The sequence below is a fragment of the Microbulbifer sp. VAAF005 genome, assembly GCF_030012985.1.
Classification (GTDB): Bacteria; Pseudomonadota; Gammaproteobacteria; order Pseudomonadales; family Cellvibrionaceae; genus Microbulbifer.
Genome location: NZ_CP120233.1, coordinates 3,420,357 through 3,443,405, shown reverse-complemented (window position 1 = coordinate 3,443,405; position 23,049 = coordinate 3,420,357). Strand labels below are relative to the sequence as shown.

The window sequence follows — 23,049 nt, the reverse complement described above, 5'->3', positions numbered from 1 at the left end:
AAAGGGCGAAGGACAGCCGTGAAGTTACAGTACTTATCCAGTATTTTCGGCGGCCTGCTTCTGGCCGCCAATGTTAGTGCCGGGGAACTATATCGTTGGGTCGATGAGGATGGCCGAGTACATTTTGGGGACCGCCCCCCAGCACATGCCGATGCCAAGAATGTCTCTGGTAACCTGACCCCCATCAACTCTGCCGATGCCACCACAGCCCCGCAGCGCAGCCAGTCAAAACAACCTCGGAATATCGAACAGCAATATCAGGAGCGCCTGAATCGCGAAGCACAAGAAAGACGCCAACAAGTGGATAAGGCGTGTAGCGAAGCCCGCAAAGACCTTGAGATTTTAAGGGGGCGAGTAATATTTTTAGATGATAACGGCAAGGAAATACGCCGCACCGAGAGGGAGCGGGAACAGATGGCAGAGGACTATCAACGCCAGGTAAATCTATATTGCGGCTAACTTTACCCGTCTCCACAGACGCGACTATCCCCCGTTGATCAGCGACAGCTACCATTTAGGCATATCCACCTCTAAAATCCTGCGGTTTTAATACCGAGAGCCCCCGACCTATGTCCGATCAGCTGGAACGCTTTATTTTCTCCAAACACGATATTCGCGGACAGGTGGTGACACTTACTGATTCCTACCGCGATGTACTGGAACACAATCCACTGCCTACACCAGTAGCCCGCCTGCTGGGGGAGTTCCTCACTGCAGCCAGCCTGCTTTCAACCACACTGAAGTTCGAAGGTGTCCTGAGCCTCCAGGCCCGTGGCGAAGGCGATGTGCCGATGATTATGGCGGAGTGCACTCACCACAGCGACCTGCGCGGCATCGCCCGAGTTGCCGAGGGTGCACAAATCGACGAAAACGCCACCCTGCGCGATATGATCGGCCCCCGTGGAGCCCTGGCCATTACCCTTGAGCCAAAGCGCGGTGAGCGCTATCAAGGTGTGGTTCCCATGGAGCAAGACAACCTGGCCGGCTGCCTGGAAGACTACTTTAAGCAATCGGAACAGCTGGCTACCCGCGTATGGCTGGAAAGCAGTGACAATACCGTCGCCGGTCTTATGTTACAGATTCTGCCGGGCAATAATGCCGCCACGGAAGAGGAAAATCAGGACGCCTGGGAAACAGCGATTCACTTGGCGGAGACCGTAACTGACGAGGAGTTATTTACCGTTCCCCACCCAGAGCTGATTCACCGCCTATTCCACCAATTGGAGCCGGCAACCCTGGGTACCGACACTATTCGCTTCAAGTGCAGCTGCTCGAGAGAGCGCAGCGCCCGCGCGCTGGTTTCCCTGGGTGCAGAGGATGTCTACCGCCTGCTGGAAGAGCAACAGGGTGAGATTATCGCGGACTGCCAATTCTGTAACACCCAGTACCGCTTTGACCGGGACCAAATTGAGTCACTCCTCAACGCTCCCCCCCACACTCTTCACTAATCCGCGCAGGGCTGCGCAACCGCCAAATCCTCAGCGCAGCCCTGCCACCTGCCCCTGTTAAATTCAGAAAAAGAATAATCAAGAACTGGGTCATTAATATCATGAATTTAAGTCGACATTATTTTCCATGACAGCGCTGTCATTGACTACAAAATAGCCATAGTTGGTATCCGCATATTTTGAATTTTGCAATAATGCGCCCCCAAAATTTTCTACGGCTGTCTAAACCTTGGGCAGCCCCATTTTATTTACTGTCCAACTTTCACGGGTATTCCACGAATGGCACAGATCGACGACTCCGCGATGGTCTTCAAGAACCTATCACCGGCACAATTGGTAGAGCAGGCTCTGACGCGCGGCGAGGGCAAGCTGTCAGATACAGGCGCTCTGGTGACTGAAACCGGCGCACGCACCGGTCGCTCCCCGGCTGACCGCTTTGTTGTAGAAGAGCCCTCCACTGCCGACAGCATCGCCTGGGGCAACGTCAACCGTCCTTTCCCGCAGGATAAGTTTGACGCCCTGTGGGATCGTGTAGAGGCTTTTGTTGCCGGTCACGATACTTTTGTTCAGCACCTGCATGTGGGCCAGGATGAAGACCACTACCTGCCAGTGGTAGTGACCACCCAAACTGCATGGCACAACCTGTTCGGCCGCAACATGTTTATCCGCGCCGAAAAGTACAACCCCAAGTCCAAGGAAGAGTGGCAAATCCTGCACGCTCCTCACTTTGTCTGTGAGCCCGAGCGCGATGGCACCAACTCCGAAGGCTGCGTAATTATCAACTTCGGTCAGCGCAAAGTACTGCTGGCCGGTATGCGCTACGCCGGCGAAATGAAAAAGGCAATGTTCTCCGTACAGAACTTCCTGCTGCCGGAAAAAGACGTAATGCCCATGCACTGCGCGGCTAACGTCGGCGAAGATGGCGATACCTGCCTGTTCTTCGGCCTGTCAGGTACCGGCAAGACCACCCTGTCCGCAGATCCCGAGCGCTACCTGATCGGTGACGATGAGCACGGCTGGACCAAGGGTGCCGTCTTCAATATGGAAGGTGGCTGCTACGCTAAAACCATCGACCTGAGCCAGAAAAATGAGCCGGTAATCTGGGATGCCATTCGTTTCGGCGCCATCGTTGAAAACGTGGTAACCAACGATCACGGCACTGCTGACTACTGCGACACCAGCCTGACTGAAAACGGTCGCTGCTCCTACCCGCTGGAGCACGTCGAAATGCGTCAGCTGGAAAACCGCGCTGGCGAGCCGAAGAACGTTATCTTCCTGACTTGCGATGTATCCGGCGTACTGCCACCGGTATCCATCCTCTCCAAAGAGGCTGCGGCTTACCACTTCCTGTCTGGCTACACCGCCCGCGTAGGCTCCACCGAGCTGGGCGCAGAGGCCGGTATCCACCCGACTTTCTCCACCTGCTTTGGCGCGCCGTTTATGCCCCGTGCACCGCGCGAATACGCAGACCTGCTGATGAAGCGCATAGAAGAGTTCGGCTCCAAGGTCTACCTGGTAAACACCGGTTGGACCGGCGGCTCCGGCGACAACGGCAAGCGCTTCCCGATTCCGGTAACCCGCGCTGTCGTTGCCGCTATCCAGAGCGGCGCCCTGGAAGGCGTTGCCACTGAGCACCTGGATGCCCTGAACCTGGATATCCCGATGGAAGTGCCCGGCGTGGACAAGTCTTACCTGAACCCTCGTGAAGCCTGGGCTGACAAAGCTGCTTACGACGATCAGGCAGGCAAGCTGGCCAAGCTGTTCGCCGAGAACATTGAGAAGTTCAATGTCAGCGAAGACGTTAAAAATGCAGGCCCTAAAGCCTAAGTAGAGGTTGTCGGGCACAGTGCGCTGTCCGTGACCCAAAAGCCGCTGCTCCCCCGGGACCAGCGGCTTTTTTTGTGGCTGATCCCAAGCCCGCAGCCCGTCGATTTTTGCGGCTATAGTGAGTAAACAGGCGCCGACGATTTTAGCGTCGGTGGAATAACTCTCTCAGCAGCAATCGCGAGCACTATGTCCGCAGGTAACTCGTTTACTCGCTTCGAAACTCTGTTCCCACACAAGCCGCCCGGACAAAGAGTCAATCGGGTGGTCGTCAGTGCCCTCACTTTAATACTCAGTGCCATCCTGTTTACCCTCTGGCTCTACCTATTCCTCTCCTCGCAAGAGAAGTCCTATGTCGAGCAGCGTGGCTATCGCATCGCCAACGAGGAGACCTTTAACAAATTCCTGCGAGAGGGCAGTAACCGCTCCAGCGTACAAGCACTCAATCAATTGCTTCGGGACCGGGGTGTCGCCGAGGTTTTTCCTATTCGTGATCTTCTGCGACAGGGGGGACTGGCTGGAACTGGGGGAGCCCCCATTCGCCATTCCGCCCAGGGACCAGTGGTCCAATATTGTGAAAACCCTCACCCTGGTGCGAGACCAGGTAATACCGCTAATTGGCCCTGTCACTGTGGTTTCCGCCTACCGCACTGATGCCTACAACCGAAAACTTGCGACCGAAGACCAGCCCCGCCACCGTGACTTTTGCGGGCTGGACTTAATTCCGAATTCCAATATCGGTAAAAACGAACTCGCTGAAGAGCTAAGCACACTGCACGCACGCCTCGGTCCCGACAGCAATGTCGGGATGGGCCTGATTGACGATGTCCTGTTTCATGTCGATACCTGTGGCTATCGCACCTGGTAATTGAGGGAGCTGCCCGATGGTTATGCAAAGTAACAAAGAGTGCGTAGAAATCGGCCAGCGTCAACTGCGCCGGCGGATCATCATCATTGGGGCAATCGCACTGGCGATTCTCACCGGTCTATTTGTTTTTACTTACGAACGAGCGCGCGAGGCTGATGACCGGGTGAAATCCCCTATCGATATCCTACCGCTGCTAATGATCCCGGAGGTTTACGATATCCAGGGCTATCCGGCAGCTTCCGAGAGGGTATTCAGCCGCTTCCTGAGCAAAGGCAATAACCATGCACGCTTTACTCAACTCAAAAAATTCCTGCGCTCCAACCGGGTTGAACAGGTTGTGCAACCCTATGAGCTATTGCGTCAGGGCAGTGACTGGCAGGATTTGGACGAACCCGCATTCGCCATCCCTCCCAAGGAGCTCTGGTGGGGCATCGTAAATACTCTGCGGGTAATCGAGCGGGAAATAGTGCCCCGCGTCGGCCCGGTAACTGTGGTCTCCGGGTGGCGTACGGTAGATTACAACCGTAAGGCCGGAGGTTCCAAGGGAAGTAAACACCTGCATTTCTGCGGGCTGGATATAGTTCCGAAAAAGAAGTTCTCCCGAGAGCAATTGGTGCCCGTACTGAGGGATATCCACAAGCGCAACGGCCGCGAGTGGCAAATGGGCCTGGGAATTTATCGGGGCATTCGATTTCACGTGGATACGTGCGGATATAGACGCTGGTAAAACCCCACTGCATCTGCTTAGATAGAGCAAAAATTAGGCGCCCTACCACTGGGCTGCCGAAAGAGAAGCAGAGGAAGTCGCAGTGCAAGAAAAACTGGAAAGGCGCTCATTTATATTGACCTTGTTATTGGTCAGCGTAGCTTTTTTACTCCTAATAAAACCCTTCTTTACCCCTATTTTTTGGGCTTGTGCCACCGCACTGATTTTCTATCCCGTTTACCGTCTGCTGATGCAGCGCTTTCCCAATTCGCCTAATTTAATGGCTCTGCTAACCCTGTTTATGTGTATCGTTCTATTGGTGATACCCGTATTGGTAGTGGCCACCTCTTTTATTAATGAAGCGGTAACTCTTTATCACCGGATTCAGGAAGGACAAATTGATGTTTCTAAATCCTTTGAGCAGATTCGCAGTGCTTTCCCCAGGGTTAACAGCACACTCGAAAATATTGGCGTGGATGTCGAGGAAGCCAAGCAGCGCCTGATGGGTGGTGTGATGAATGCCGGTAGCTTCGTCGCAAAAAATGCGATTGAAGTCGGACAGAATACTGTTAACTTTTTCGTTATGTTGGGCTTAATGCTCTACCTCACCTTCTTCCTGATTCGCGATGGTGAAAGGCTGGTAAACCTGATTATCCACGCCCTGCCACTGGGTGATGAGCGCGAGCACCTTTTGCTGGCAAAGTTTGCTGAAGTCACTCGCGCAACCATCAAAGGAAATCTGGTAGTCGCTATTACCCAGGGCGGCTTGGGCGGAATTATTTTCTGGGTGCTGGGCTTACCGGCACCGGTGCTTTGGGGTGTTTTAATGACCCTGTTGTCATTATTGCCCGCCGTCGGTGCCGCATTGATCTGGTTCCCCGCTTCTATCTACCTCTATGCTATTGGCGAACCTATGAAGGCAACGATTTTACTCGCCTATGGTTTCACCGTGATCAGCCTGGTAGATAACCTGTTGCGCCCAATATTGGTCGGTCGAGACACAAAACTCCCTGACTATTTAGTGCTTTTCTCCACTGTCGGCGGTCTGTTTATGTTTGGAATCAGTGGCTTTGCGATAGGGCCTCTGCTCGCTGCATTATTCCTCGCCTTCTGGGAGATTTTTATGCGTGAGTTTGTGCATCCCGAAGATGTCTTAATGCCACAAAAACCTGAAGATCTTTAACCTGTTCCCCGGGGCGGAAAAGCCTTAATTCCGCCCCATCCTATTAATATGCAAAGTCAGTTCACACAACAGCTCAGGGGGCAGCCTCCTGTAGCTCTTTTAGCTGCAAATTGAGATCGCTCATCGGCGACTGATCAACCAGCAGTGCTCCCTCGTTTGCCCGATCCAAGTCCGCCACCAGTAAAATCACTGTTGAGAAAGTCAGGGCTAAAGCTACAACTACCTGGGCAGATCCCCCGCGACTTATACCCAACTGGTATCCAATTGCCAGCATCGCCAAAATGGTCATGAAGTACAGGGATAGCCAGAGTGGACCCGGTATACGATATTGCAGCCCAACCACAACCCTGGCACGGTGCAGATCTACCATCCCGTTAACCTGCTCGGCAAACTGGCGTAAATAATCGGCGTTGTAATCCTGTGCGATATGCGCCTCGATCAAACGCCAAAGAGCTTTGTGAATTTCCTCACTGCGAGCTACATCTTCCGGAGTGACGGCGATTGATGGGTCAATATCCCTGAGATTTACATATTCAGCTATTAAGTCTCGCGCCTTATTCCGCTTATCCAATTGCAGAAAGCTCGCATTCAAATATGCGGCCTGAATGGTATTTACCTCCTGCAACAGCAATGCCTTGCGTTCATTAAATCGGTCGGCTGTCATATCAAGGAATCTCTGAATAACTCCGTGATACCTCTGGCATGCAGAGCGGTTCACAATCAAGGCGCGGCTTCGCAGGAATGTCCAGACCTTTCAAGAAGTCGTAACGCGGAGTGTGAATCGCTCTGCAAGCCCCGAAGGGCGGGCCTTGAAGGCCACAGCTGCTGCGTTGCAGCCCTTGCAAAGGGCTAGAGCCATTCGCGGCAAGCTGCGCCTAACATCTGCAGCCTTCAAGACCCGCAGAGGCATTACGGGGTTATTCAGAGGTTCCTTAGGTAAATGCCAAAACGAATACGACCAGGCCCAAAGTGGCAGCTACCGCACTACCGAGAGAAGCGTCCTCCTTGATACTGGCTTTCGATACCCGCCGCTGCCCCAGATAAATTCCCACAGCTAAAGCGCAAAGCACTACGGCAACTGAAATGGTATAGATCAGTGGAAGTGGCAGAGTATAGAAAAGGCTGTCAAAGCGCATTTAAGCCCCTGCAAAACGGCAAGTCCAAACAGTGCATTGACGCACCAATTTTCTTACTTTGGCGCATAAAGCATAGCAGTTATAGAAGAGCTATTGGCCAGTTAGACCTTAGGGCAGTAGCATAGGCGTATCGGTAAACTACAAGGGAAATATTCGTGAAATATCTGCTGACTTTCTTAATTACGGCGTTTATCAGCCTTCCCAGCCTCGCTCTGGAAGTTGGTGAAATGGCGCCAAATTTTACTCTGCAGGGGTCTGATGGCCAAACCCACACATTGGCGGACCTCCAAGGCAAAAGCGCTGTTGTGATCGCCTGGTTTCCCAAGGCATTCACCCGTGGCTGCACCATAGAGTGTAAATCGCTCGCCCAAAACGGTCATAAAATTAAAGCCTATGAAGTCACCTACTTTATGGCCAGTACAGATGATCTTAACGATAACACCCGGTTTGCTGAAGAAAGCGAAGCGGACTTCCCGTTACTCAGTGACCCCACCGGTGAAACGGCTAAAGCGTACGATGTACTTGTTCCCGTAATGAATATCGCCCGTCGCGTTACCATTTATATCGGTAAAGATGGACGAATTAAAAAAATTGACAAGGATATTAAGCCGGCTACCAGCGCAGAAGATATAGCGCGAACGCTTGGTGAATTGGGTGTTAAAAAGGAGTCAGCCTGATAATAAATAGTCCGGAGCGACTAAGAAGCCTCTGAATATACGATGAAATAGCCCAATGCTCTATTGGGCTATTGGGAATCAATGACAAAAGATATCCCAAAACAGCAATCCCGCCCTTCAAATTCATCCAACCACTTGCAGACATTTAACGTAACCTCTCCACGGCTGGATTTATCGACATACTCTTGCAGGTGCTCGGGTTTCCCTGAGGAAAAAACCCGATCATCCGCAGCTTTTAATGCATCAGCATTATTTGACCAGGGAAGTTCCCGGTCTGTCTTACCAATGACTTCACCACCAGCCAATTGACATATTTGGCGATTACCCCATAGATATACGCCTGTTTGATCTTTTACCCAAAATAAAAATGGAACCTCGGCAACTACTCGCAATTCATCAGCAGTCATATCGCCTATACCACCCAGACATTATCAATTAAGTCTGATTTTAGCAGGCAATTAGCATATCGTTCAGGCTATCTCCAAATAGCTAAATTCAGGGGCTTATTTCATTGAATAAAAACCTATAAGGAGAAAAATAAATTAAATTAGAGAGCCTCTGAATAACTCCGTGATACCTCTGGCCTACAGACTTATTCAGAGACGTCTTAGATAGGTCTTCCTATCTTATCCAGAAAGACCTTATGCGTTATTTATTCTCCGCCTATCTCCAGCTCTTTTAATTTTCGCGTCAAGGTATTTCTACCCCATCCCAACAGATCAGCTGCATCGCGTTTGCGCCCCGCCGTATGCTTTAGAGCAATTTCTATCAGTGCACGTTCGAATGCAGGAACAGCCTCATTTAAAATTTCACGCTGGCCGGAAGACAGGGCCTGGTCGGCCCATAGGCGCAGAGCTTTTTGCCAATCCGCCGGTGTTTCTGTCGCCACTCCCTGTTGGTGTAACTCCTGTGGTAAATCTTCAATATGCACCTCGCGCCCGGAGGCCATCACGGTAATCCAGCGACAGGTATTTTCCAGTTGTCGTACATTACCGGGCCAATCCAGCCCAGAGAGGTACTCCTCAGTTTCCTTGGTTAGGATCTTTGACTCCACCCCCAGATCTTTTGCCGCAGCATTAAAGAAATGCCTCACCAATCGCGGAATATCCTCACGGCGATCCGCGAGTCTTGGAATATGGATGCGAATAACATTCAGGCGGTGAAACAGGTCCTCGCGAAATTTATGCTGACATACCAACTCTTCCAGATCCTGGTGAGTCGCCGCAATAATACGCACATCCACTTTGACCGGGGTGTGGCCACCGACACGGTAAAATTCACCATCAGCCAACACGCGCAATAACCGGGTTTGCGTATCTGCGGGCATATCACCAATTTCATCTAGAAACAGGGTGCCACCATTGGCCTGTTCAAAACGTCCGGCACGCTGGGAGCTGGCACCGGTAAAGGCCCCTTTTTCATGGCCAAATAATTCAGACTCCATCAGGTCCTTGGGTATAGCCGCCATGTTCAATGCAATAAATGGCTTATCCCTGCGCGGACTGTGATTGTGCAGAGCCTGCGCCACCAACTCCTTACCGGTACCGGATTCACCGTTGATTAAAACCGTGATGTTGGAATGAGACAAACGGCCAATCGCACGGAAGACCTCCTGCATCGCCGGCGCTTCTCCAATGATTTCTTTACTACCCTGACCATTTTCCGGCTCAACCTGCTCTTCAGCACGTTGCTCACTAGCGTGCATCAAGGCGCGTCGGGTTACCGCTACGGCCTCATCAATATCAAATGGCTTGGGCAGGTATTCAAAGGCGCCCCCTTGATAAGCGGCTACAGCGCTATCCAGGTCCGAGTGCGCAGTCATAATAATTATCGGCAAGCTCGGTCGTTCAGCCTGGAAGCGCTGTAACAATTTAAAACCATCGGAACCCGGCATACGAATATCGCTAATTACCACATCCGGTGAATCACTGTAAAAATCATCCAGGGCGCGATCACCACTTTCGTAGCACTGGGTATCAATCCCCTCACGCGATAGCGCTCTTTCCAGCACCCAGCGGATTGATCTGTCGTCGTCAATAATCCAAACGCGATTACTCATTCTCTAGGTTCCTGTATTTGCTAATTCGGTAGTCAGGGGGAGATAAATTTGGAAAATGCTACGGCCGGGTTGGCTGTCACACTTAATCAACCCCTTGTGCTGATTGATAATGTTCTGGGAAATCGAAAGTCCAAGACCTGAACCCTCGGCGCGGCCGGAGATCATCGGGAAGAATATCCGCTCGCGAATTTCCTCCGGTATGCCCGGGCCGTTATCTTCAATTTCAATACGGCAGACCAATGGGCAATTGCGGCGGCCAATGGTGAATTGGCGCTGGATACGCGTGCGCAGTACCATCTCCCCACTGCTGAGACCAATACTTTCATCGATGGCTTGCATGGCATTGCGGGCAATATTGAGCAGCGCCTGAATCAATTGTTCGCTATCTGCGGGGACATCGGGAATAGACGGATCGTAGTCCCTGCGAATTTGAAGCTCACCGATACACTCTGCATCCAGCAACTGGGCAACCCGCTCCAGAACCTCGTGCACATTAACCGGTTGTAGTACTACCGGCTGACGTGGCCCCAATAAACGGTCAACCAGATTGCGCAGGCGATCCACTTCCTCAATGATAATCTGTGTATATTCGTCTAATTCCCGGTCCGGCAACTCGCGCTGCAATAGTTGTGCAGCCCCACGGATACCACCGAGGGGGTTCTTGACCTCATGGGCCATACCGCGAACCAGGTTTCGTGTCGTTTCCTGGGCGCTGAGCAGCGCGTCTTCCCTGGCAATCCGCAACAGGCGATCCATCGGCTGCACTTCCACAAGCAACACGGAAAACTCGGGGACCGGGCTGACTGAGTAATCCACAGTTCGGGTTTCAAGATTATTCAGTCGCCAACTGGCGCGGCGGACTGTGTACTTCTCATTTTTTCGCAGCGCTTCCCGCATCGCCTCGTAGGCAGCCGGAGACTCTTTCACCACCTCCTCCAACATCGAGCCTTTGACTCGGGTACTGGAAGCGGCCAACAAGTCCTCAGCGGCATTGTTCAAGTAGCAAAGCGATAAGTTTTCATCCAATACCAACACTGCGGAAGTCAGGCTATCGAGTAATTGGCGCAACTGGCGATCATTCAGCATTCACAAAATTTCCGGTTCATTCCGAGGCTCTGACCAAACTCCATTTAGTCACCCCCAGCAGACAAGTGCTGTATCCAGTCAGTGCAAAAAGCAAACCAAAATGGCGCATAAGCTGGCATTTACCGGCCGGCGTAGCTACAACCGGACACATTCAGTGCGCAGCTAGCTGTAGTGACATAGCGAGTTACCGAGCTCAAAAAATACGATGCCGCCAGCCACAAGGAGAATGCACCACAACGGTGCAAAGGTCAAAAAACAGACAGTTGGGGTTAGACGTAAACAGGAAGTGAGGGGGCTGCAGGATTTGCGGGAGCTTTCGCTCGCAGTTAATCAACCCCGAGCTATGGGGCGCTTCACATAAATGGTGACCACTTTGGACTGAGCCAGCACCTGCCCATTCGAGCCCACCAAGACGGCCTGTAAGGTATGAGTTCCTCTCTCAAGGGCCGAAATATCCAAGGCATTACCGTACGCACTCCCCTGCCAACGTTGGCCATCAATAATCGCATAAAAACTCGAACCCTCTGGGTAGGCTGGAGTTACTTGTATCTGTAGCGCGATCAGGGTTTGCCCAGGGGGGATCGTGGCCTCATTGATTGGGCTCACAATCTGGATAGAAACAGGCTCAGAACTTTCACCTTTGGTGTTCGGAGACAATTTTCGGGAGGGTAGTTGCCTCGGCAAGGCGATCGGCTGGACATTGAGCGGGGTTAATTCAACCTCTTCCGAGCTGCCGTTTGGTGGCGGTGTATCGCTAAAGGTTATCTGGCCGTCGGGACCCACTATTTTATAAATAGCGCCACTTTCTGCGGAGGCTACCACAGCCACTAGGAGCAAAATCAATAAAACAGCTCTCAGTAGTGTTTGCACTCCCAACATGCTATTGGCCATCCTTTAACTCCTCTCCTACGCCAGTCATAGAGATTTTCATACTATCGGCACCGTTTTTTACAGATACAAAATACTGCGCCTTTAAGTCCCAGCCGACAGTGTACCCGCAATAAAAAAGCCCGCACCAGAGTGGCGCGGGCTTTTCGAGAACGGCTCGACGGCATCACAGAGATGCCGGTCGCCATTACACAGAGTAGTACATATCGAACTCGACCGGGTGAGTGGTCATGTTCAGACGCTCTACTTCTTCACGCTTCAGCTCGATGTAGGCATCGATAGCATCGTTAGTGAATACACCACCGGCTGTCAGGAACTCACGATCCTGGTCCAGAGCATCCAGGGCGCCTTCCAGGCTGGAAGCGACAGTCGGGTACTCAGCCAGCTCTTCCGGCGGCAGATCGTACAGATCCTTGTCCGCAGCATCGCCAGGGTGGATCTTGTTCTTGATACCGTCGAGACCCGCCATCAGCAGTGCGGCGAAAGACAGGTATGGGTTGGCGGTCGGGTCCGGGAAGCGAGTCTCGATGCGCTTGCCTTTCGGGGAGGGCACGAAAGGAATACGGATAGACGCAGAGCGGTTGCGCGCAGAGTAAGCCAGGATTACCGGCGCTTCGAAGCCAGGTACCAGACGCTTGTAAGAGTTGGTGGAAGCGTTACACAGCGCGTTCAGGGCGCGAGCGTGCTTAACGATACCGCCGATGTAGTACAGAGCAGCTTCGGACAGACCAGCGTAGGCGTCACCGGCAAACTGGTTTACGCCATCCTTGCTAAAGGACTGGTGAACGTGCATACCGGAACCGTTATCGCCAACCAACGGCTTGGGCATAAAGGTCGCGGTCTTGCCGTAGGCGTGGGCAACGTTGTGTACAGCGTACTTGAGAATCTGTACTTCGTCCGCTTTCTTGGTCAGGGTGTTGGCGGCAACGCCGATCTCACACTGGCCAGCAGTACCCACTTCGTGGTGATGCACTTCTACGCGCAGGCCCATTTGCTCCATCGCAGAACACATAGCGGCGCGAACGTCGTGCAGGGAATCCACCGGAGGAACCGGGAAGTAACCACCTTTAACGCCGGGGCGGTGACCAATATTGCCTTCGGCAAAGTTGTGACCAGAGGACCAGGCTGCTTCTTCGGAGTTGATCTTGTAGAAGGCGCCACCCATTTCGGCACCCCAGGTAATATCGTCGAATACGAAGAACTCGGGCTCGGGACCGAACAGAGCGGTGTCACCCAGACCAGTGGACTTCAGGTATTCCTCAGCGCGCAATGCGATGGAGCGAGGATCGCGCTCGTAACCCTGACCAGTAATTGGGTCGACGATGTTACAGCGAATGATAACAGTGCTCTCATCGGTGAAGGGGTCGAGGAAAGCTGTCTCGTCGTCCGGCATCAAGATCATGTCGGATTCGTTGATGCCCTTCCAACCGGCGATGGAAGAACCATCGAACATTTTGCCTTCTTCAAAGAACTCACCGTCAACTTCCGACGCAGGGATGGAAACGTGTTGTTCTTTACCCTTGGTATCGGTAAAGCGCAGGTCTATCCATTTCGCTTCACTTTCATTAATCAAACCGAGCGTTTTCGCTGACATTGCAGTCCTCCAGGTCTTGAAAAGTAATTGGTCGCTATGCCTTGCTGTCGCTGCCGGCATTCACTCTCTACCTGGCGTGAAATAAAGCAAGGAGTGTGCCAAATTAGGGCAATCGCCTCATAGTCCCGGTTGGCGCCGGTGCGAGCCCCAGCAAAGTGCTGACGCAGCCAGGATAGATGTATTGTGGCCGAGCAGCCACATAAATACGCACCAAAATAGATCATATTTGCTCTCGCTTCGCCCGCAAACAGTGCACAACCAACTTGGCTCCGGCTAGTTTATAATGCCGCACCTTCTATCAACATGCGGTACCCCACGGATTCCCATGCACTTTGTCGTCAAGTTTTTTCCAGAGATCACCATCAAGAGCAACCCTGTGCGCAAGCGCATGTCGCGCCAGCTCAAGGACAACCTGCAGCGCCTGCTGCGCCAGCTGGACGACCGTATCCAGGTGCGCAAGGATTGGGAAAAGATCGATGTGATCGCGCCCGATGCTGTGTCCCACCTGGGTGGACGTATCGAGGAGGTGCTCTCTCACACCCCCGGCATCGCCAACTTCTCCCGCGTGCGCCAGTTCCCCCTGGGTGACCTGCACGACATGTACGAGAAAACCCTGTCGGTTTGGGGCGCAGCCCTGAAAGACAAGACTTTCTGTGTACGGGTTAAACGCACCGGCAAACACGACTTCCAGTCCCTGGATGTGGAACAGTATGTGGGCGGCGGCCTCAACAAGAATACCGAGGCATCCGGAGTCAAACTGAAAAACCCCGACATCACCGTTAAACTGGAGATCCGCCACGACAAGCTCAACGTGATCGAAGAGCAACATCCCGGCCTGGGCGGCTTCCCCCTGGGCACGCAAGACCCGGTTTTGTCGCTGGTATCCGGTGGCTTCGACTCTACCGTGGCCAGTTACATGACCATGAAGCGTGGTATCCGCACCCACTTCCTGTTCTTCAACCTGGGCGGACGCCAGCACGAGCTGGGCGTGAAAGAAGTCGCCTACTACCTGTGGAACAAATACGGCGCTTCCCACCGGGTGCGCTTTATCACCGTGCCGTTTGACGAAGTAGTGGCAGAGATTCTCGAGCGGGTCGACGATTCCCATATGGGCGTCATTTTGAAACGCATGATGCTGCGCGCTGCCGATGTAATCGCCAAGGAGCTGGAGGTGGACGCCGTAGTCACCGGTGAAGCCATCGCCCAGGTTTCCAGCCAGACCCTGAAAAATCTGTCGGTGATCGACAGTGTTACCAATACCCTGGTTTTGCGCCCACTGATCACCACCGACAAGACCGATATTATCCGTACCTCCCGGGCCATCGGCACCGAAGAGTTTGCCGCCAATATGCCGGAGTACTGCGGCGTTATCTCGGTAAAACCCACCACCCGCGCCAAGATTGAAAAAGTGGAGTCCGAGGAAAACCGCTTCGATTTCACCGTCCTCGATCGCGCTATCAGCAATCGGGTGATGCAAAATATTGATCAGGTGATCGAAGAAGTCGATGGCGAAGCACCGGATGTGGAGATCCGCGAAGAGCCGGGCAGCGCCGTGGTAATCGATATCCGCCACCCGGATGAAGAGGAGCTGGACCCACTGGAGCTAGGCTGTGAGGTGCAGACTATTCCCTTCTACCGCCTCAACAACAGCTTCGCCCACCTGGACCAGGAACGCGAGTACCTCCTGTATTGCTCCAAAGGCGTTATGAGCCGCCTGCACGCCTCACACCTGCTGGACGAAGGTTTTCGCAATGTGGGCGTGCTGCGCCCGCTGATTCCCCACAGACCGGAAACCATTAAGAAGTAACTTCTGCTCAAGGCGCGGGCAATCACCGCCCGCGCGGGTTTTAAAGCGATCAGCGCCCCGGGGCGGTGATTTTTTACTCAAAATCACTCCCAATTGTCATGCGGCCCCCCTATAATCGCCGCCTTTGGCCGGAATGCTGCTGTAGAAACCCCGCAGGCCCCCGCCCCGACTTACCAAGATTTAACGCCCAGAGGCCCCCAGTGATAGAGAATCTGCGCAATATTGCGATTATCGCCCACGTAGACCATGGCAAAACCACCCTTGTGGACAAGCTGTTGTCCCAGTCCGGCACTCTCGACCGCCGCGACGAAGGCGCCGAGCGCGTCATGGACTCCAACGATCAAGAGCGTGAGCGTGGCATCACCATCCTGGCGAAAAACACCGCTATCCGCTGGAATGACTACCGCATCAATATTGTCGACACCCCAGGGCACGCCGACTTCGGCGGCGAGGTAGAGCGCGTACTGTCCATGGTGGATTCAGTTCTGCTGCTCGTAGACGCAGTAGATGGCCCCATGCCGCAGACCCGCTTCGTAACCCAGAAGGCGTTTGAGCAGGGCCTCAACCCGATCGTGGTGATTAACAAGATCGACCGCCCCGGCGCTCGCCCCGACTGGGTGATGGACCAGGTATTCGACCTGTTCGACAGCCTCGGCGCCACCGACGAGCAGTTGGACTTCCCGGTTGTCTACGCCTCCGCCCTGAACGGCATCGCCGGTCTCGACGACACCGACCTGGCCGACGATATGACGCCGCTGTTCCAGATGATTGTGGACAAGGTTGAGCCCCCGAAGGTTGACCCCACCGGCGCCTTCCAGATGCAGGTTTCCGCTCTGGACTACTCCAGCTACGTAGGCGTAATCGGCGTTGGCCGTATCACTCGCGGTACCCTGAAGCCGAACCAGCAAGTGGTAGTTCTCGATCGCGAGGGCAACTCGCGCAAAGCCAAGGTCCTGCAGGTTATGGGTTACCTCGGCCTGGAGCGTGTAGAAGTGGAGCAAGCCAGTGCTGGCGATATCGTGTGTATCACCGGTGTGGGTGAGCTAAATATCTCCGATACCCTGTGCGATCTGGATACTCCAGAAGCCCTGCCCGCCCTGAGCGTGGACGAGCCCACCGTAAGCATGACCTTCCAGGTCAACGACTCCCCCTTTGCTGGCCAGGACGGCAAGTTCGTTACCTCGCGCAACATCAAAGAGCGTCTTGACCAGGAGCTGATTCACAACGTGGCCCTGCGTGTAGAGCAAGGCGACTCTCCTGATAAGTTCAAGGTTTCCGGCCGTGGCGAATTGCACTTGTCTGTCCTGATCGAATCCATGCGCCGAGAAGGTTTCGAGCTGGGCGTTTCCCGCCCCGAAGTGGTGCAGAGAGAGGTCGACGGAGAGATCCACGAGCCTTATGAAGAAGTGGTTATCGATGTTGAGGAACCTCATCAGGGGCCCATTATGGAAGAGCTGGGCCTGCGCAAGGCCGATCTCACCAATATGGAGCCCGATGGCAAAGGTCGCGTGCGCCTAACCTTTATCGTGCCCTCGCGCGGCATGATCGGCTTCCGCTCCCAATTCCTTACCATCACCAGTGGTTCTGGCATTATGACCAGTATCTTCGACCACTACGGTCCGGTGAAGCAAGGTGAAGTGGCCAAGCGCATCAACGGTGTACTGGTTTCCATGGTCAAAGGCAAAACCCTCGCCTATGGTCTGTTCGCACTGCAAGATCGTGGTCGCCTGTTCCTGGGCCACGGCGAAGAGGTCTACGAAGGCCAAATCGTCGGTATTCACTCCCGTGGCAACGACCTGGTGGTAAACCCCACCAAGGCTAAACAGCTCACTAATGTGCGCGCGTCAGGTACTGACGATGCACTCACTCTGTCACCACCCATTCGTCATACCCTTGAGCAGGCTCTGGAATTTATCGAAGACGATGAATTGGTAGAAGTGACTCCTAACTTTATCCGCCTGCGCAAGAAAATTTTGCAGGAAAATATGCGCAAGCGCGCGAAGAAATAATTAGTATTTTCTTCAACTTTAAAAAGGGCCCCCTGGGCCCTTTTTTGTTTTACCATTTCATGACATCCTCAACCCCTGAAGAGAGATAATCAAAAACTGCTCCGTAGCAACATTACATAGTAAAGAGGTGATTGATTAACTCGACAGCGGCCGTGCTGCACTAAACTGCGGGGGAGACTACCTGCAAGAGGCCGCAAATAACGCTCGCCAGTAACCGGTATTTTTCTCCCACCTCTTAACTTAAAAAGGAAATTTATTTTCTTTTTATATTAAATAATCGACCATTTTTATCGTTGACCTGCTCAAATATTTATTCCTGGAAGGTGCAATTAAATTTATGTACGCACTTTTTATTGTCCCCTTCACAAAATTACAGCAGAAATAAATATAGCCACTCAGCCACTGTTCTCCGTGGCTTGCACATTTATTTCACATTTTCCCGCGGAACTTTTACCCCGCCATTTATTCCAATTTTTTCAAATATAACGACAAATCTCTTCATACATAAATAAGACCTATGGGAGGTCAATCTAATGTTTTCTTTCCTGCAATCCCAGGATCGAACAGGGATGTTGAAGGGCAGCCGCAGTGAGCGCGGATTTAATAAACTTGGGTTTAAATTAAAAGCAGCAGCAGCTCTCGCAGCAGCAATCGCCATCAGCGGAAATGTCAGCGCACAAGAAACTGAAAAACGTGTATCTGCCTATTGGGCCGATTGGGAATATTGGGCCGACTCGTCCTTCACCCATGACAACGTGGATTTCTCCAAGCTCACTCACGTTCAGTACGCCTTTGCCTGGAATGACGAAAACGGCAACATCTACTTTACCGATCCCTACGTTTTCTACGGCCTGGGCGCCCAATCATTTTCCGGCGGCGCCGGTGATGGTCCCGTAAAATGCTCGCCGCAATTCTGGCACCCCTACAGCCAATACGATTCCAGTATTCAGCCTGCGGTCTGCCAAGGCTGGAATGACCACGAGTCAGGTTTCGTAAAATCGGTACACGACGACGGCGCCAAGGCAATCCTATCCATGGGCGGCTGGACCCTCTCCCATAAAGTCTCCGAGATGATGGAGAGCGACACCGCGCGTGCAGCCTTTATCGAAAATGCAGTGACACTGCTTACTGACTGGGATTTCGATGGCCTCGATCTCGATTTTGAATACCCCGGCTATGAGCCGAACGGCGGCCGCTCGATCGACAAAGAAAACTTCACCACCCTGCTGCAAGAGCTGCGCGCGCGCTTCGATGAGGTTGAAGCGGAGACCGGCAAAAATCTGGAACTGACCGCTGCCGTGGCCTGTGGCCCCTCGATTGCAGAAGAGGGTTATGATTTTGCTGCTGTGGGCGAAGTCCTCGATTATGTCAACCTGATGACTTATGACTTTGGTGGCGACTGGGATACCGTAGCCCAGCACACCTCGCCGCTGTACCCCTATGAAGGCCAGGTCAACGAAGGCTTCGACGCAGACAGCTGCCGCAATATGTGGATGACTGAGGGCAATATTCCTGCTGAGAAGATCACCCTGGGTATGTCCCACTACGGCCGCAGCGTGGCTGGCGCCACCGCAATCGGTGAAGCTGCATCCGGACAAGACGTGGCGCACTGGGGCTCTGACACCGAGACGCGCTACTACCAGATCGTCGAGAAAATGCAGAGCGACTCTTCATTCCAGACCGCTTACGATGCGGAGGCTGTCACCCACTACGGTTGGTTCGAAGATGGCGGCTTTATCTCGTTCGAAGATACCACCTCTATTGCCGAACGCGCCCAATATGTGCTCGACCAGGGCCTTGGTGGCGTGATGATCTGGCAGCTACGCGGCGGAATGTTATTGGAGAACAATGAATACCAGTATCCACTACTCGATGCCGCACTCGAAGTTTTCGGACAGGGTGGCTCCAGTGATAGCGATACCGGAGACACTGGCGATACCGGAGACACTGGCGATACCGGAGACACCGGAGACACCGGAGACACCGGAGACACCGGAGACACCGGAGACACCGGAGACACCGGAGATACCGGAGACACTGGAGATACCGGAGACACTGGAGATACTGGCGACACCGGAAGTGGCGGTGGCAATAATAATGGCGGAAGCAGCGCCTGCGTCGCGTTTGAACAGCCCTATGCCGGCGACCCAGGTTATTCAGTCGGTGACGTTGTTGTCTTTGAAGGAGTCGCCTACGAGTCCACCCACGAGCCAAACTGGTGGTCTCCAGGTTCCGCGCCATCGCTGTGGACCGAAACCACCTGTCAAACTGAGGGCGAAGGCTCCGACAATGGTTCCGACAGCGGCTCTGGCGATAGCAACGACAATAGCTCCGATAGCGGTTCTGACGACAACGCCGATAACGGTTCCGATGACAACACCGACAGCGATCAAGGTTCAGGTGAGACCGCTTCCTGCCCCGAATTCCAGCAGCCATATGCTGGTGACGAAGGCTATCAAGTTGGCGACCTAGTAACCTTTGAAGGCCAGGTTTACGTGTCTACCTTTGGACCCAACTGGTGGTCCCCGGCTAACGCTCCCCAGTACTGGGAAGCGAGTTCCTGCCAGTAATCTGGATACACTTTGGCCGCCATCTCAAGGAAGGCGGCTGAATGTTTCTTCTAATAAAAGGGCCCTTATCGGGTCCTTTCTATTTATTATTTAGTCTGCGTTTAAAATAATTATTACGGCGTATCTTGTAAGATATGCATCACTTCACCAAAGTCATCCTTTGACAAATTATATCTCAGCCAACGAATACCATTATCTGTCAAATTTTGCTCGTACTTAATGTGCTTTTGATCTCGCAGATAAATTCTGAGACTGGGGTAAGAGGCAATAAATCTCTGCAACTTATAATTAATTAAATTAATTTTTATATTATCATCCATTCTTAAAATGTGTTTTGGAACCCAACGGCTACGTGCCGCGCCAGTACCAGTAACTGTTTCAACCGCCTGAATTTGGCTCCAATTATACTCTTTAGGAAAAAGGGAAAATAATGAATTAAATTTCACCCCGTTGGAGCTGACAACATGATAACTATTTAGCCCCAAAACCATCAAAGGTAAAAAACAAGCCAAAAAAAACGAGAGAATTCTTAAATTGTTACGAATTGACTGCTTTAACCCATAGCCCTCAAAATATCTTAGACTGAGTTCCCTATCAAGTTCTACTCTTGCCGCAGGGATTAAGTATGAAATCAGCTTAGAGAGGGTCGCAAATAATATTATAGAAATAAACATTACTGTCAGTATTGATAAAATATATCCCTCATTAGTAAGGTCTGCCAAGATAGCGCCCTCAGATAAAGACTCTACTCGCCGAGATACTAAAAACTTAAAGTAAGAAATAGCTATAATAGCCACTAATAAAAGGGAAAGCACGATGACAAACCAGTCCCACTTGCAGCGAATAATAACGCGCTTTCTATTCAGCAACGGCATTGGGAACTGTAAAAAAGAGGATCTATTTTTTACTTTAGGGGACTCCCACCCTAGACACAAAGCACATCTATGCCCTAAATCTTCATAGATTTCTTGCTCCTGTATGCAGACTTTACAATAATTCATAGCTACTAAAAATTTATTAGATTTAAAAAATACACATAGAAACCGGACGTATTTATTAAATCATTAATAACTACCTTTAGCGAATAGATGGCTCTTTACAACCAACGAAAGTAACATTTAGTACATTAGAGCTAAATAATTAGATGGTGGTATAGCACTTAATAATCAACGGAAGAATTAGAAAAGGCTGTATAACATATGAATACATCTCAATTCATGAGATCAGAAGATAACTTGGTAAGTTGTTACTTGTTAGACTGAAATGCCATGGCTCAATATGCCTGCACAGCAGAACTATCTTATATACGCGACATTAGGTTATTGAAGGAACCATTAACTGTAGTATCAATAGTGATTTACTAGGTGATAAACTCAAAAGGCTTTTGCCCATTCAATCACCCGCAACACATCAATGATGACCATAAAAGCGCTGCTCAACTTTCTGCCACTGAGCCAATGCAGTTTGTGAGTGCAAACAAACTGTAAGTCTCTCGAATATTGGAGCATAAGCGCGTAAAACGGCCAATCCCTGATGTGCCGCAATCTCATGAGGAAAGCGGTTAGTGCCAGCTCCCAATGCCGGAAACAGTATCGTTTTGCAGCCGCGCTCTTTCGCCAACTCCAAAACGCTCTCATAGCAGTGCTTCAACAGCACTATGGCCTGGCTCCCCCATTGATCGCCACTGCTCCATTGGGGCGTAACAGTATGCAATAGGTAATCGACCGGTAAATCATAGGCTCGAGTCAAGCGAGCTTCACCTACTGGGCAGGCTCTTTGATTGGCACACTGGGGGTAATCGAGTCCCACAATGGGCATAAATCTGTGCCGAGAGCCCCCGCCCCCGAATTAGGTGCTTGTGTGCCGGACATACCAGCGCATCTCCACGCATCGTCAAAATATCACCACAAGTCAGCTGAATTTGTGTCACGATTTCTCAGTTCTAAAGTTTGAGTTACTGATACTGTAGCTTGCTACTTTGGTCGGTGACAGATTCCCCCTATACTCAGCATTGCTTCACTCCGGCAGTGACTACCAGCATAGTTGTATGATGCAGGACGGTCCCGAGCAAGCGGAAGGTTGCAGTCGGTATAGCAACGGGAATGACTATGAGCTCAGGGTATAACAATCAAAACCCCGCAATATCCACTTCTATTGATGAGGTACAGCGCATAGATCTGCGCAGACGGATATTGGCCTCCTCTTATATGCTGATATTCGCTATGGCTATCACCGGGGCTATGGCAATTATTGCCCTCACCGCCACTAATATCCTACAAGCATCGACACTCTTCATCGTCGCTGTGGTTATTTTATTCGCATATATTACCGTCAATGTCATTGGCCCCACCGAAAAAACGCCGATGCTAGTTGGCATTCTCTTGTTGGTACTTTATTTCTACTTACTGCTGACCGGTGGCGTAAACAATACCGGCTTAATGTGGGCGGTTATGCTGGTCCCTGGCTTTATCAACTTGTACGGCTATAAAACCGGGACAACAGCCTTATTGGGCATAGGCTTAGCCACCGCAGCAATCCTGTTTTATCCGGACTTCCCAGGGCTTACGGCCAAATACGATACGGCCTATCGTGCTCGTTTTATTGCCGTATTTGGCGCTCTCACAGCCCTGACAGCCTTGCTGGATAGCAGCCGCCACCAAACCCAACAATTGCTACAGCGATTGACTGGTGAACTGGAAAGTTACGCGGCGACGGATACGCTAACAGGGTTAGCCAACCGCCGAGAGGCTTTTCGCGCAATTGGCGAACTCGAACGCCGCAATGGCGAGCTCCAGGATCAATATGTCATTCTTATCGGAGACTTGGATAACTTCAAAACAATCAACGATACCTACGGACACTCCTTTGGAGACCGGGTATTGCAAGATGTTGCGAAAGTTTTGAAAAGTAACACCCGGTCCGAAGATATTGTGGCGCGCTGGGGCGGTGAAGAATTTTTGTTACTACTGCCGAATACTGACTTGAAAGGCGGTAGTGTCCTTGCGGAAAAACTGCGTCGTAGAGTTTCGGCTCTGAGCCGCCGCTATACGCGCCCGGCTAAAATATCAATCAGCCTGGGAGTCGTCGAAGGCAACACCAGTGGCAAGCCACTCAATCAGCTATTAGCTGAAGCAGATAAACGTATGTATCGAGCTAAAAACGGCGGGCGCAATAAGGTGGTAGCAGCTTAAACG

General features: G+C 52.0%; 21 protein-coding genes. 11 read left to right on the top strand and 10 right to left on the bottom strand.

Features of this window, described 5'->3' with window-relative positions:
* The first annotated feature begins 18 nt into the window (after window positions 1-18).
* The 6 genes from P0078_RS15475 (at window position 19) to P0078_RS15450 (ending at window position 6,029) form a co-directional block, all read left to right on the top strand.
* Window positions 19-459: a DUF4124 domain-containing protein gene (locus P0078_RS15475; RefSeq protein WP_282930826.1), complete on the top strand. Its 441-nt coding sequence runs from the start codon at window positions 19-21 to the stop codon at window positions 457-459.
* A gap of 110 nt (window positions 460-569) precedes the next feature.
* On the top strand, window positions 570-1,448 hold the full coding sequence (hslO, locus tag P0078_RS15470; protein ID WP_282930825.1) for an Hsp33 family molecular chaperone HslO: 879 nt from the start codon (window positions 570-572) through the stop codon (window positions 1,446-1,448).
* A 279-nt stretch (window positions 1,449-1,727) separates the two neighbouring features.
* Window positions 1,728-3,275, top strand: coding sequence for a phosphoenolpyruvate carboxykinase (locus P0078_RS15465; protein WP_282930824.1), 1,548 nt, complete (start codon window positions 1,728-1,730; stop codon window positions 3,273-3,275).
* A gap of 463 nt (window positions 3,276-3,738) precedes the next feature.
* Entirely contained in the window at window positions 3,739-4,140 is a 402-nt protein-coding gene (locus P0078_RS15460; protein WP_282930823.1) for a hypothetical protein, read from the top strand.
* 16 nt (window positions 4,141-4,156) lie between these two features.
* On the top strand, window positions 4,157-4,867 hold the full coding sequence (locus P0078_RS15455; RefSeq protein ID WP_282930822.1) for a D-Ala-D-Ala carboxypeptidase family metallohydrolase: 711 nt from the start codon (window positions 4,157-4,159) through the stop codon (window positions 4,865-4,867).
* An 82-nt stretch (window positions 4,868-4,949) separates the two neighbouring features.
* Window positions 4,950-6,029 (top strand): AI-2E family transporter, encoded by a 1,080-nt coding sequence (locus P0078_RS15450; RefSeq protein WP_282930821.1) that lies wholly within the window; start codon window positions 4,950-4,952, stop codon window positions 6,027-6,029.
* A gap of 73 nt (window positions 6,030-6,102) precedes the next feature.
* On the opposite strand, the gene P0078_RS15445 is transcribed toward P0078_RS15450, so the two are convergent.
* Window positions 6,103-6,693: a bestrophin-like domain gene (locus tag P0078_RS15445; protein WP_282930820.1), complete on the bottom strand. Its 591-nt coding sequence runs from the start codon at window positions 6,691-6,693 to the stop codon at window positions 6,103-6,105.
* Between the two features lie 268 nt (window positions 6,694-6,961).
* The gene (locus P0078_RS15440) at window positions 6,962-7,165 is read right to left on the bottom strand and encodes a hypothetical protein (RefSeq protein ID WP_282930819.1); all 204 of its coding nucleotides are present in this window, start codon (window positions 7,163-7,165) and stop codon (window positions 6,962-6,964) included.
* A 155-nt stretch (window positions 7,166-7,320) separates the two neighbouring features.
* Between P0078_RS15440 and P0078_RS15435 the strand changes: the two genes are divergently transcribed.
* Window positions 7,321-7,842 (top strand): peroxiredoxin family protein, encoded by a 522-nt coding sequence (locus tag P0078_RS15435; protein ID WP_282930818.1) that lies wholly within the window; start codon window positions 7,321-7,323, stop codon window positions 7,840-7,842.
* 68 nt (window positions 7,843-7,910) lie between these two features.
* Here P0078_RS15435 and P0078_RS15430 read toward each other — a convergent pair whose 3' ends face one another.
* The 6 genes from P0078_RS15430 to P0078_RS15405 all read right to left on the bottom strand — a co-directional run bounded on the left by P0078_RS15430 (window position 7,911) and on the right by P0078_RS15405 (window position 13,693).
* Window positions 7,911-8,249 (bottom strand): PAS domain-containing protein, encoded by a 339-nt coding sequence (locus tag P0078_RS15430; RefSeq protein WP_282930817.1) that lies wholly within the window; start codon window positions 8,247-8,249, stop codon window positions 7,911-7,913.
* A gap of 245 nt (window positions 8,250-8,494) precedes the next feature.
* On the bottom strand, window positions 8,495-9,901 hold the full coding sequence (gene ntrC / locus P0078_RS15425; protein WP_282930816.1) for a nitrogen regulation protein NR(I): 1,407 nt from the start codon (window positions 9,899-9,901) through the stop codon (window positions 8,495-8,497).
* 3 nt (window positions 9,902-9,904) lie between these two features.
* Entirely contained in the window at window positions 9,905-10,987 is a 1,083-nt protein-coding gene (gene glnL, locus P0078_RS15420) for a nitrogen regulation protein NR(II) (protein WP_282930815.1), read from the bottom strand.
* Between the two features lie 330 nt (window positions 10,988-11,317).
* Window positions 11,318-11,878 (bottom strand): DUF4124 domain-containing protein, encoded by a 561-nt coding sequence (locus tag P0078_RS15415; protein ID WP_282930814.1) that lies wholly within the window; start codon window positions 11,876-11,878, stop codon window positions 11,318-11,320.
* Window positions 11,879-12,062: 184 nt separating this feature from the next.
* Complete coding sequence (gene glnA / locus P0078_RS15410; protein ID WP_108734896.1) at window positions 12,063-13,469, bottom strand: glutamate--ammonia ligase; 1,407 nt, start codon at window positions 13,467-13,469, stop codon at window positions 12,063-12,065.
* The gene (locus tag P0078_RS15405) at window positions 13,445-13,693 is read right to left on the bottom strand and encodes a hypothetical protein (RefSeq protein ID WP_282930813.1); all 249 of its coding nucleotides are present in this window, start codon (window positions 13,691-13,693) and stop codon (window positions 13,445-13,447) included. Before P0078_RS15405 ends, glnA begins: the two co-directional genes overlap by 25 nt.
* Before the next feature lie 101 nt (window positions 13,694-13,794).
* On the opposite strand from P0078_RS15405, the gene thiI reads away from it, so the two are divergent.
* From thiI to P0078_RS15390, 3 genes are all read left to right on the top strand, one after another.
* Window positions 13,795-15,276 carry a tRNA uracil 4-sulfurtransferase ThiI gene (gene thiI, locus P0078_RS15400; protein ID WP_282930812.1) on the top strand — a complete coding sequence of 494 codons (1,482 nt, stop codon included), beginning with the start codon at window positions 13,795-13,797 and terminating at the stop codon, window positions 15,274-15,276.
* A gap of 200 nt (window positions 15,277-15,476) precedes the next feature.
* Window positions 15,477-17,285 carry a translational GTPase TypA gene (typA, locus tag P0078_RS15395; protein WP_282930811.1) on the top strand — a complete coding sequence of 603 codons (1,809 nt, stop codon included), beginning with the start codon at window positions 15,477-15,479 and terminating at the stop codon, window positions 17,283-17,285.
* A 533-nt stretch (window positions 17,286-17,818) separates the two neighbouring features.
* Window positions 17,819-19,855, top strand: a complete 2,037-nt coding sequence (locus P0078_RS15390) for a glycosyl hydrolase family 18 protein (RefSeq protein ID WP_282930810.1) — start codon at window positions 17,819-17,821, stop codon at window positions 19,853-19,855.
* A 113-nt stretch (window positions 19,856-19,968) separates the two neighbouring features.
* Here P0078_RS15390 and P0078_RS15385 read toward each other — a convergent pair whose 3' ends face one another.
* Both P0078_RS15385 and P0078_RS15380 read right to left on the bottom strand, forming a co-directional pair.
* Complete coding sequence (locus P0078_RS15385) at window positions 19,969-20,730, bottom strand: hypothetical protein (RefSeq protein ID WP_282930809.1); 762 nt, start codon at window positions 20,728-20,730, stop codon at window positions 19,969-19,971.
* Between the two features lie 535 nt (window positions 20,731-21,265).
* Window positions 21,266-21,673, bottom strand: a complete 408-nt coding sequence (locus P0078_RS15380) for a macro domain-containing protein (protein WP_282930808.1) — start codon at window positions 21,671-21,673, stop codon at window positions 21,266-21,268.
* Window positions 21,674-21,963: 290 nt separating this feature from the next.
* On the opposite strand from P0078_RS15380, the gene P0078_RS15375 reads away from it, so the two are divergent.
* The gene (locus tag P0078_RS15375; protein ID WP_282930807.1) at window positions 21,964-23,046 is read left to right on the top strand and encodes a GGDEF domain-containing protein; all 1,083 of its coding nucleotides are present in this window, start codon (window positions 21,964-21,966) and stop codon (window positions 23,044-23,046) included.
* Window positions 23,047-23,049: the final 3 nt, after the last annotated feature.

What these genes read in the sequence shown, in the direction of transcription:
- glnL (WP_282930815.1), bottom strand. Translation starts at nt 10,987, where the DNA reads ATGCTGAATGATCGCCAGTTGCGCCAATTACTCGATAGCCTGACTTCC.
- P0078_RS15375 (WP_282930807.1), top strand. Translation starts at nt 21,964, where the DNA reads ATGAGCTCAGGGTATAACAATCAAAACCCCGCAATATCCACTTCTATT.
- P0078_RS15445 (WP_282930820.1), bottom strand. Translation starts at nt 6,693, where the DNA reads ATGACAGCCGACCGATTTAATGAACGCAAGGCATTGCTGTTGCAGGAG.
- P0078_RS15465 (WP_282930824.1), top strand. Translation starts at nt 1,728, where the DNA reads ATGGCACAGATCGACGACTCCGCGATGGTCTTCAAGAACCTATCACCG.
- thiI (WP_282930812.1), top strand. Translation starts at nt 13,795, where the DNA reads ATGCACTTTGTCGTCAAGTTTTTTCCAGAGATCACCATCAAGAGCAAC.
- P0078_RS15390 (WP_282930810.1), top strand. Translation starts at nt 17,819, where the DNA reads ATGTTTTCTTTCCTGCAATCCCAGGATCGAACAGGGATGTTGAAGGGC.
- P0078_RS15440 (WP_282930819.1), bottom strand. Translation starts at nt 7,165, where the DNA reads ATGCGCTTTGACAGCCTTTTCTATACTCTGCCACTTCCACTGATCTAT.
- hslO (WP_282930825.1), top strand. Translation starts at nt 570, where the DNA reads ATGTCCGATCAGCTGGAACGCTTTATTTTCTCCAAACACGATATTCGC.
- P0078_RS15430 (WP_282930817.1), bottom strand. Translation starts at nt 8,249, where the DNA reads ATGACTGCTGATGAATTGCGAGTAGTTGCCGAGGTTCCATTTTTATTT.
- ntrC (WP_282930816.1), bottom strand. Translation starts at nt 9,901, where the DNA reads ATGAGTAATCGCGTTTGGATTATTGACGACGACAGATCAATCCGCTGG.
- glnA (WP_108734896.1), bottom strand. Translation starts at nt 13,469, where the DNA reads ATGTCAGCGAAAACGCTCGGTTTGATTAATGAAAGTGAAGCGAAATGG.
- P0078_RS15385 (WP_282930809.1), bottom strand. Translation starts at nt 20,730, where the DNA reads ATGCCGTTGCTGAATAGAAAGCGCGTTATTATTCGCTGCAAGTGGGAC.
- P0078_RS15380 (WP_282930808.1), bottom strand. Translation starts at nt 21,673, where the DNA reads ATGCCCATTGTGGGACTCGATTACCCCCAGTGTGCCAATCAAAGAGCC.
- P0078_RS15405 (WP_282930813.1), bottom strand. Translation starts at nt 13,693, where the DNA reads ATGATCTATTTTGGTGCGTATTTATGTGGCTGCTCGGCCACAATACAT.
- P0078_RS15415 (WP_282930814.1), bottom strand. Translation starts at nt 11,878, where the DNA reads ATGGCCAATAGCATGTTGGGAGTGCAAACACTACTGAGAGCTGTTTTA.
- P0078_RS15455 (WP_282930822.1), top strand. Translation starts at nt 4,157, where the DNA reads ATGGTTATGCAAAGTAACAAAGAGTGCGTAGAAATCGGCCAGCGTCAA.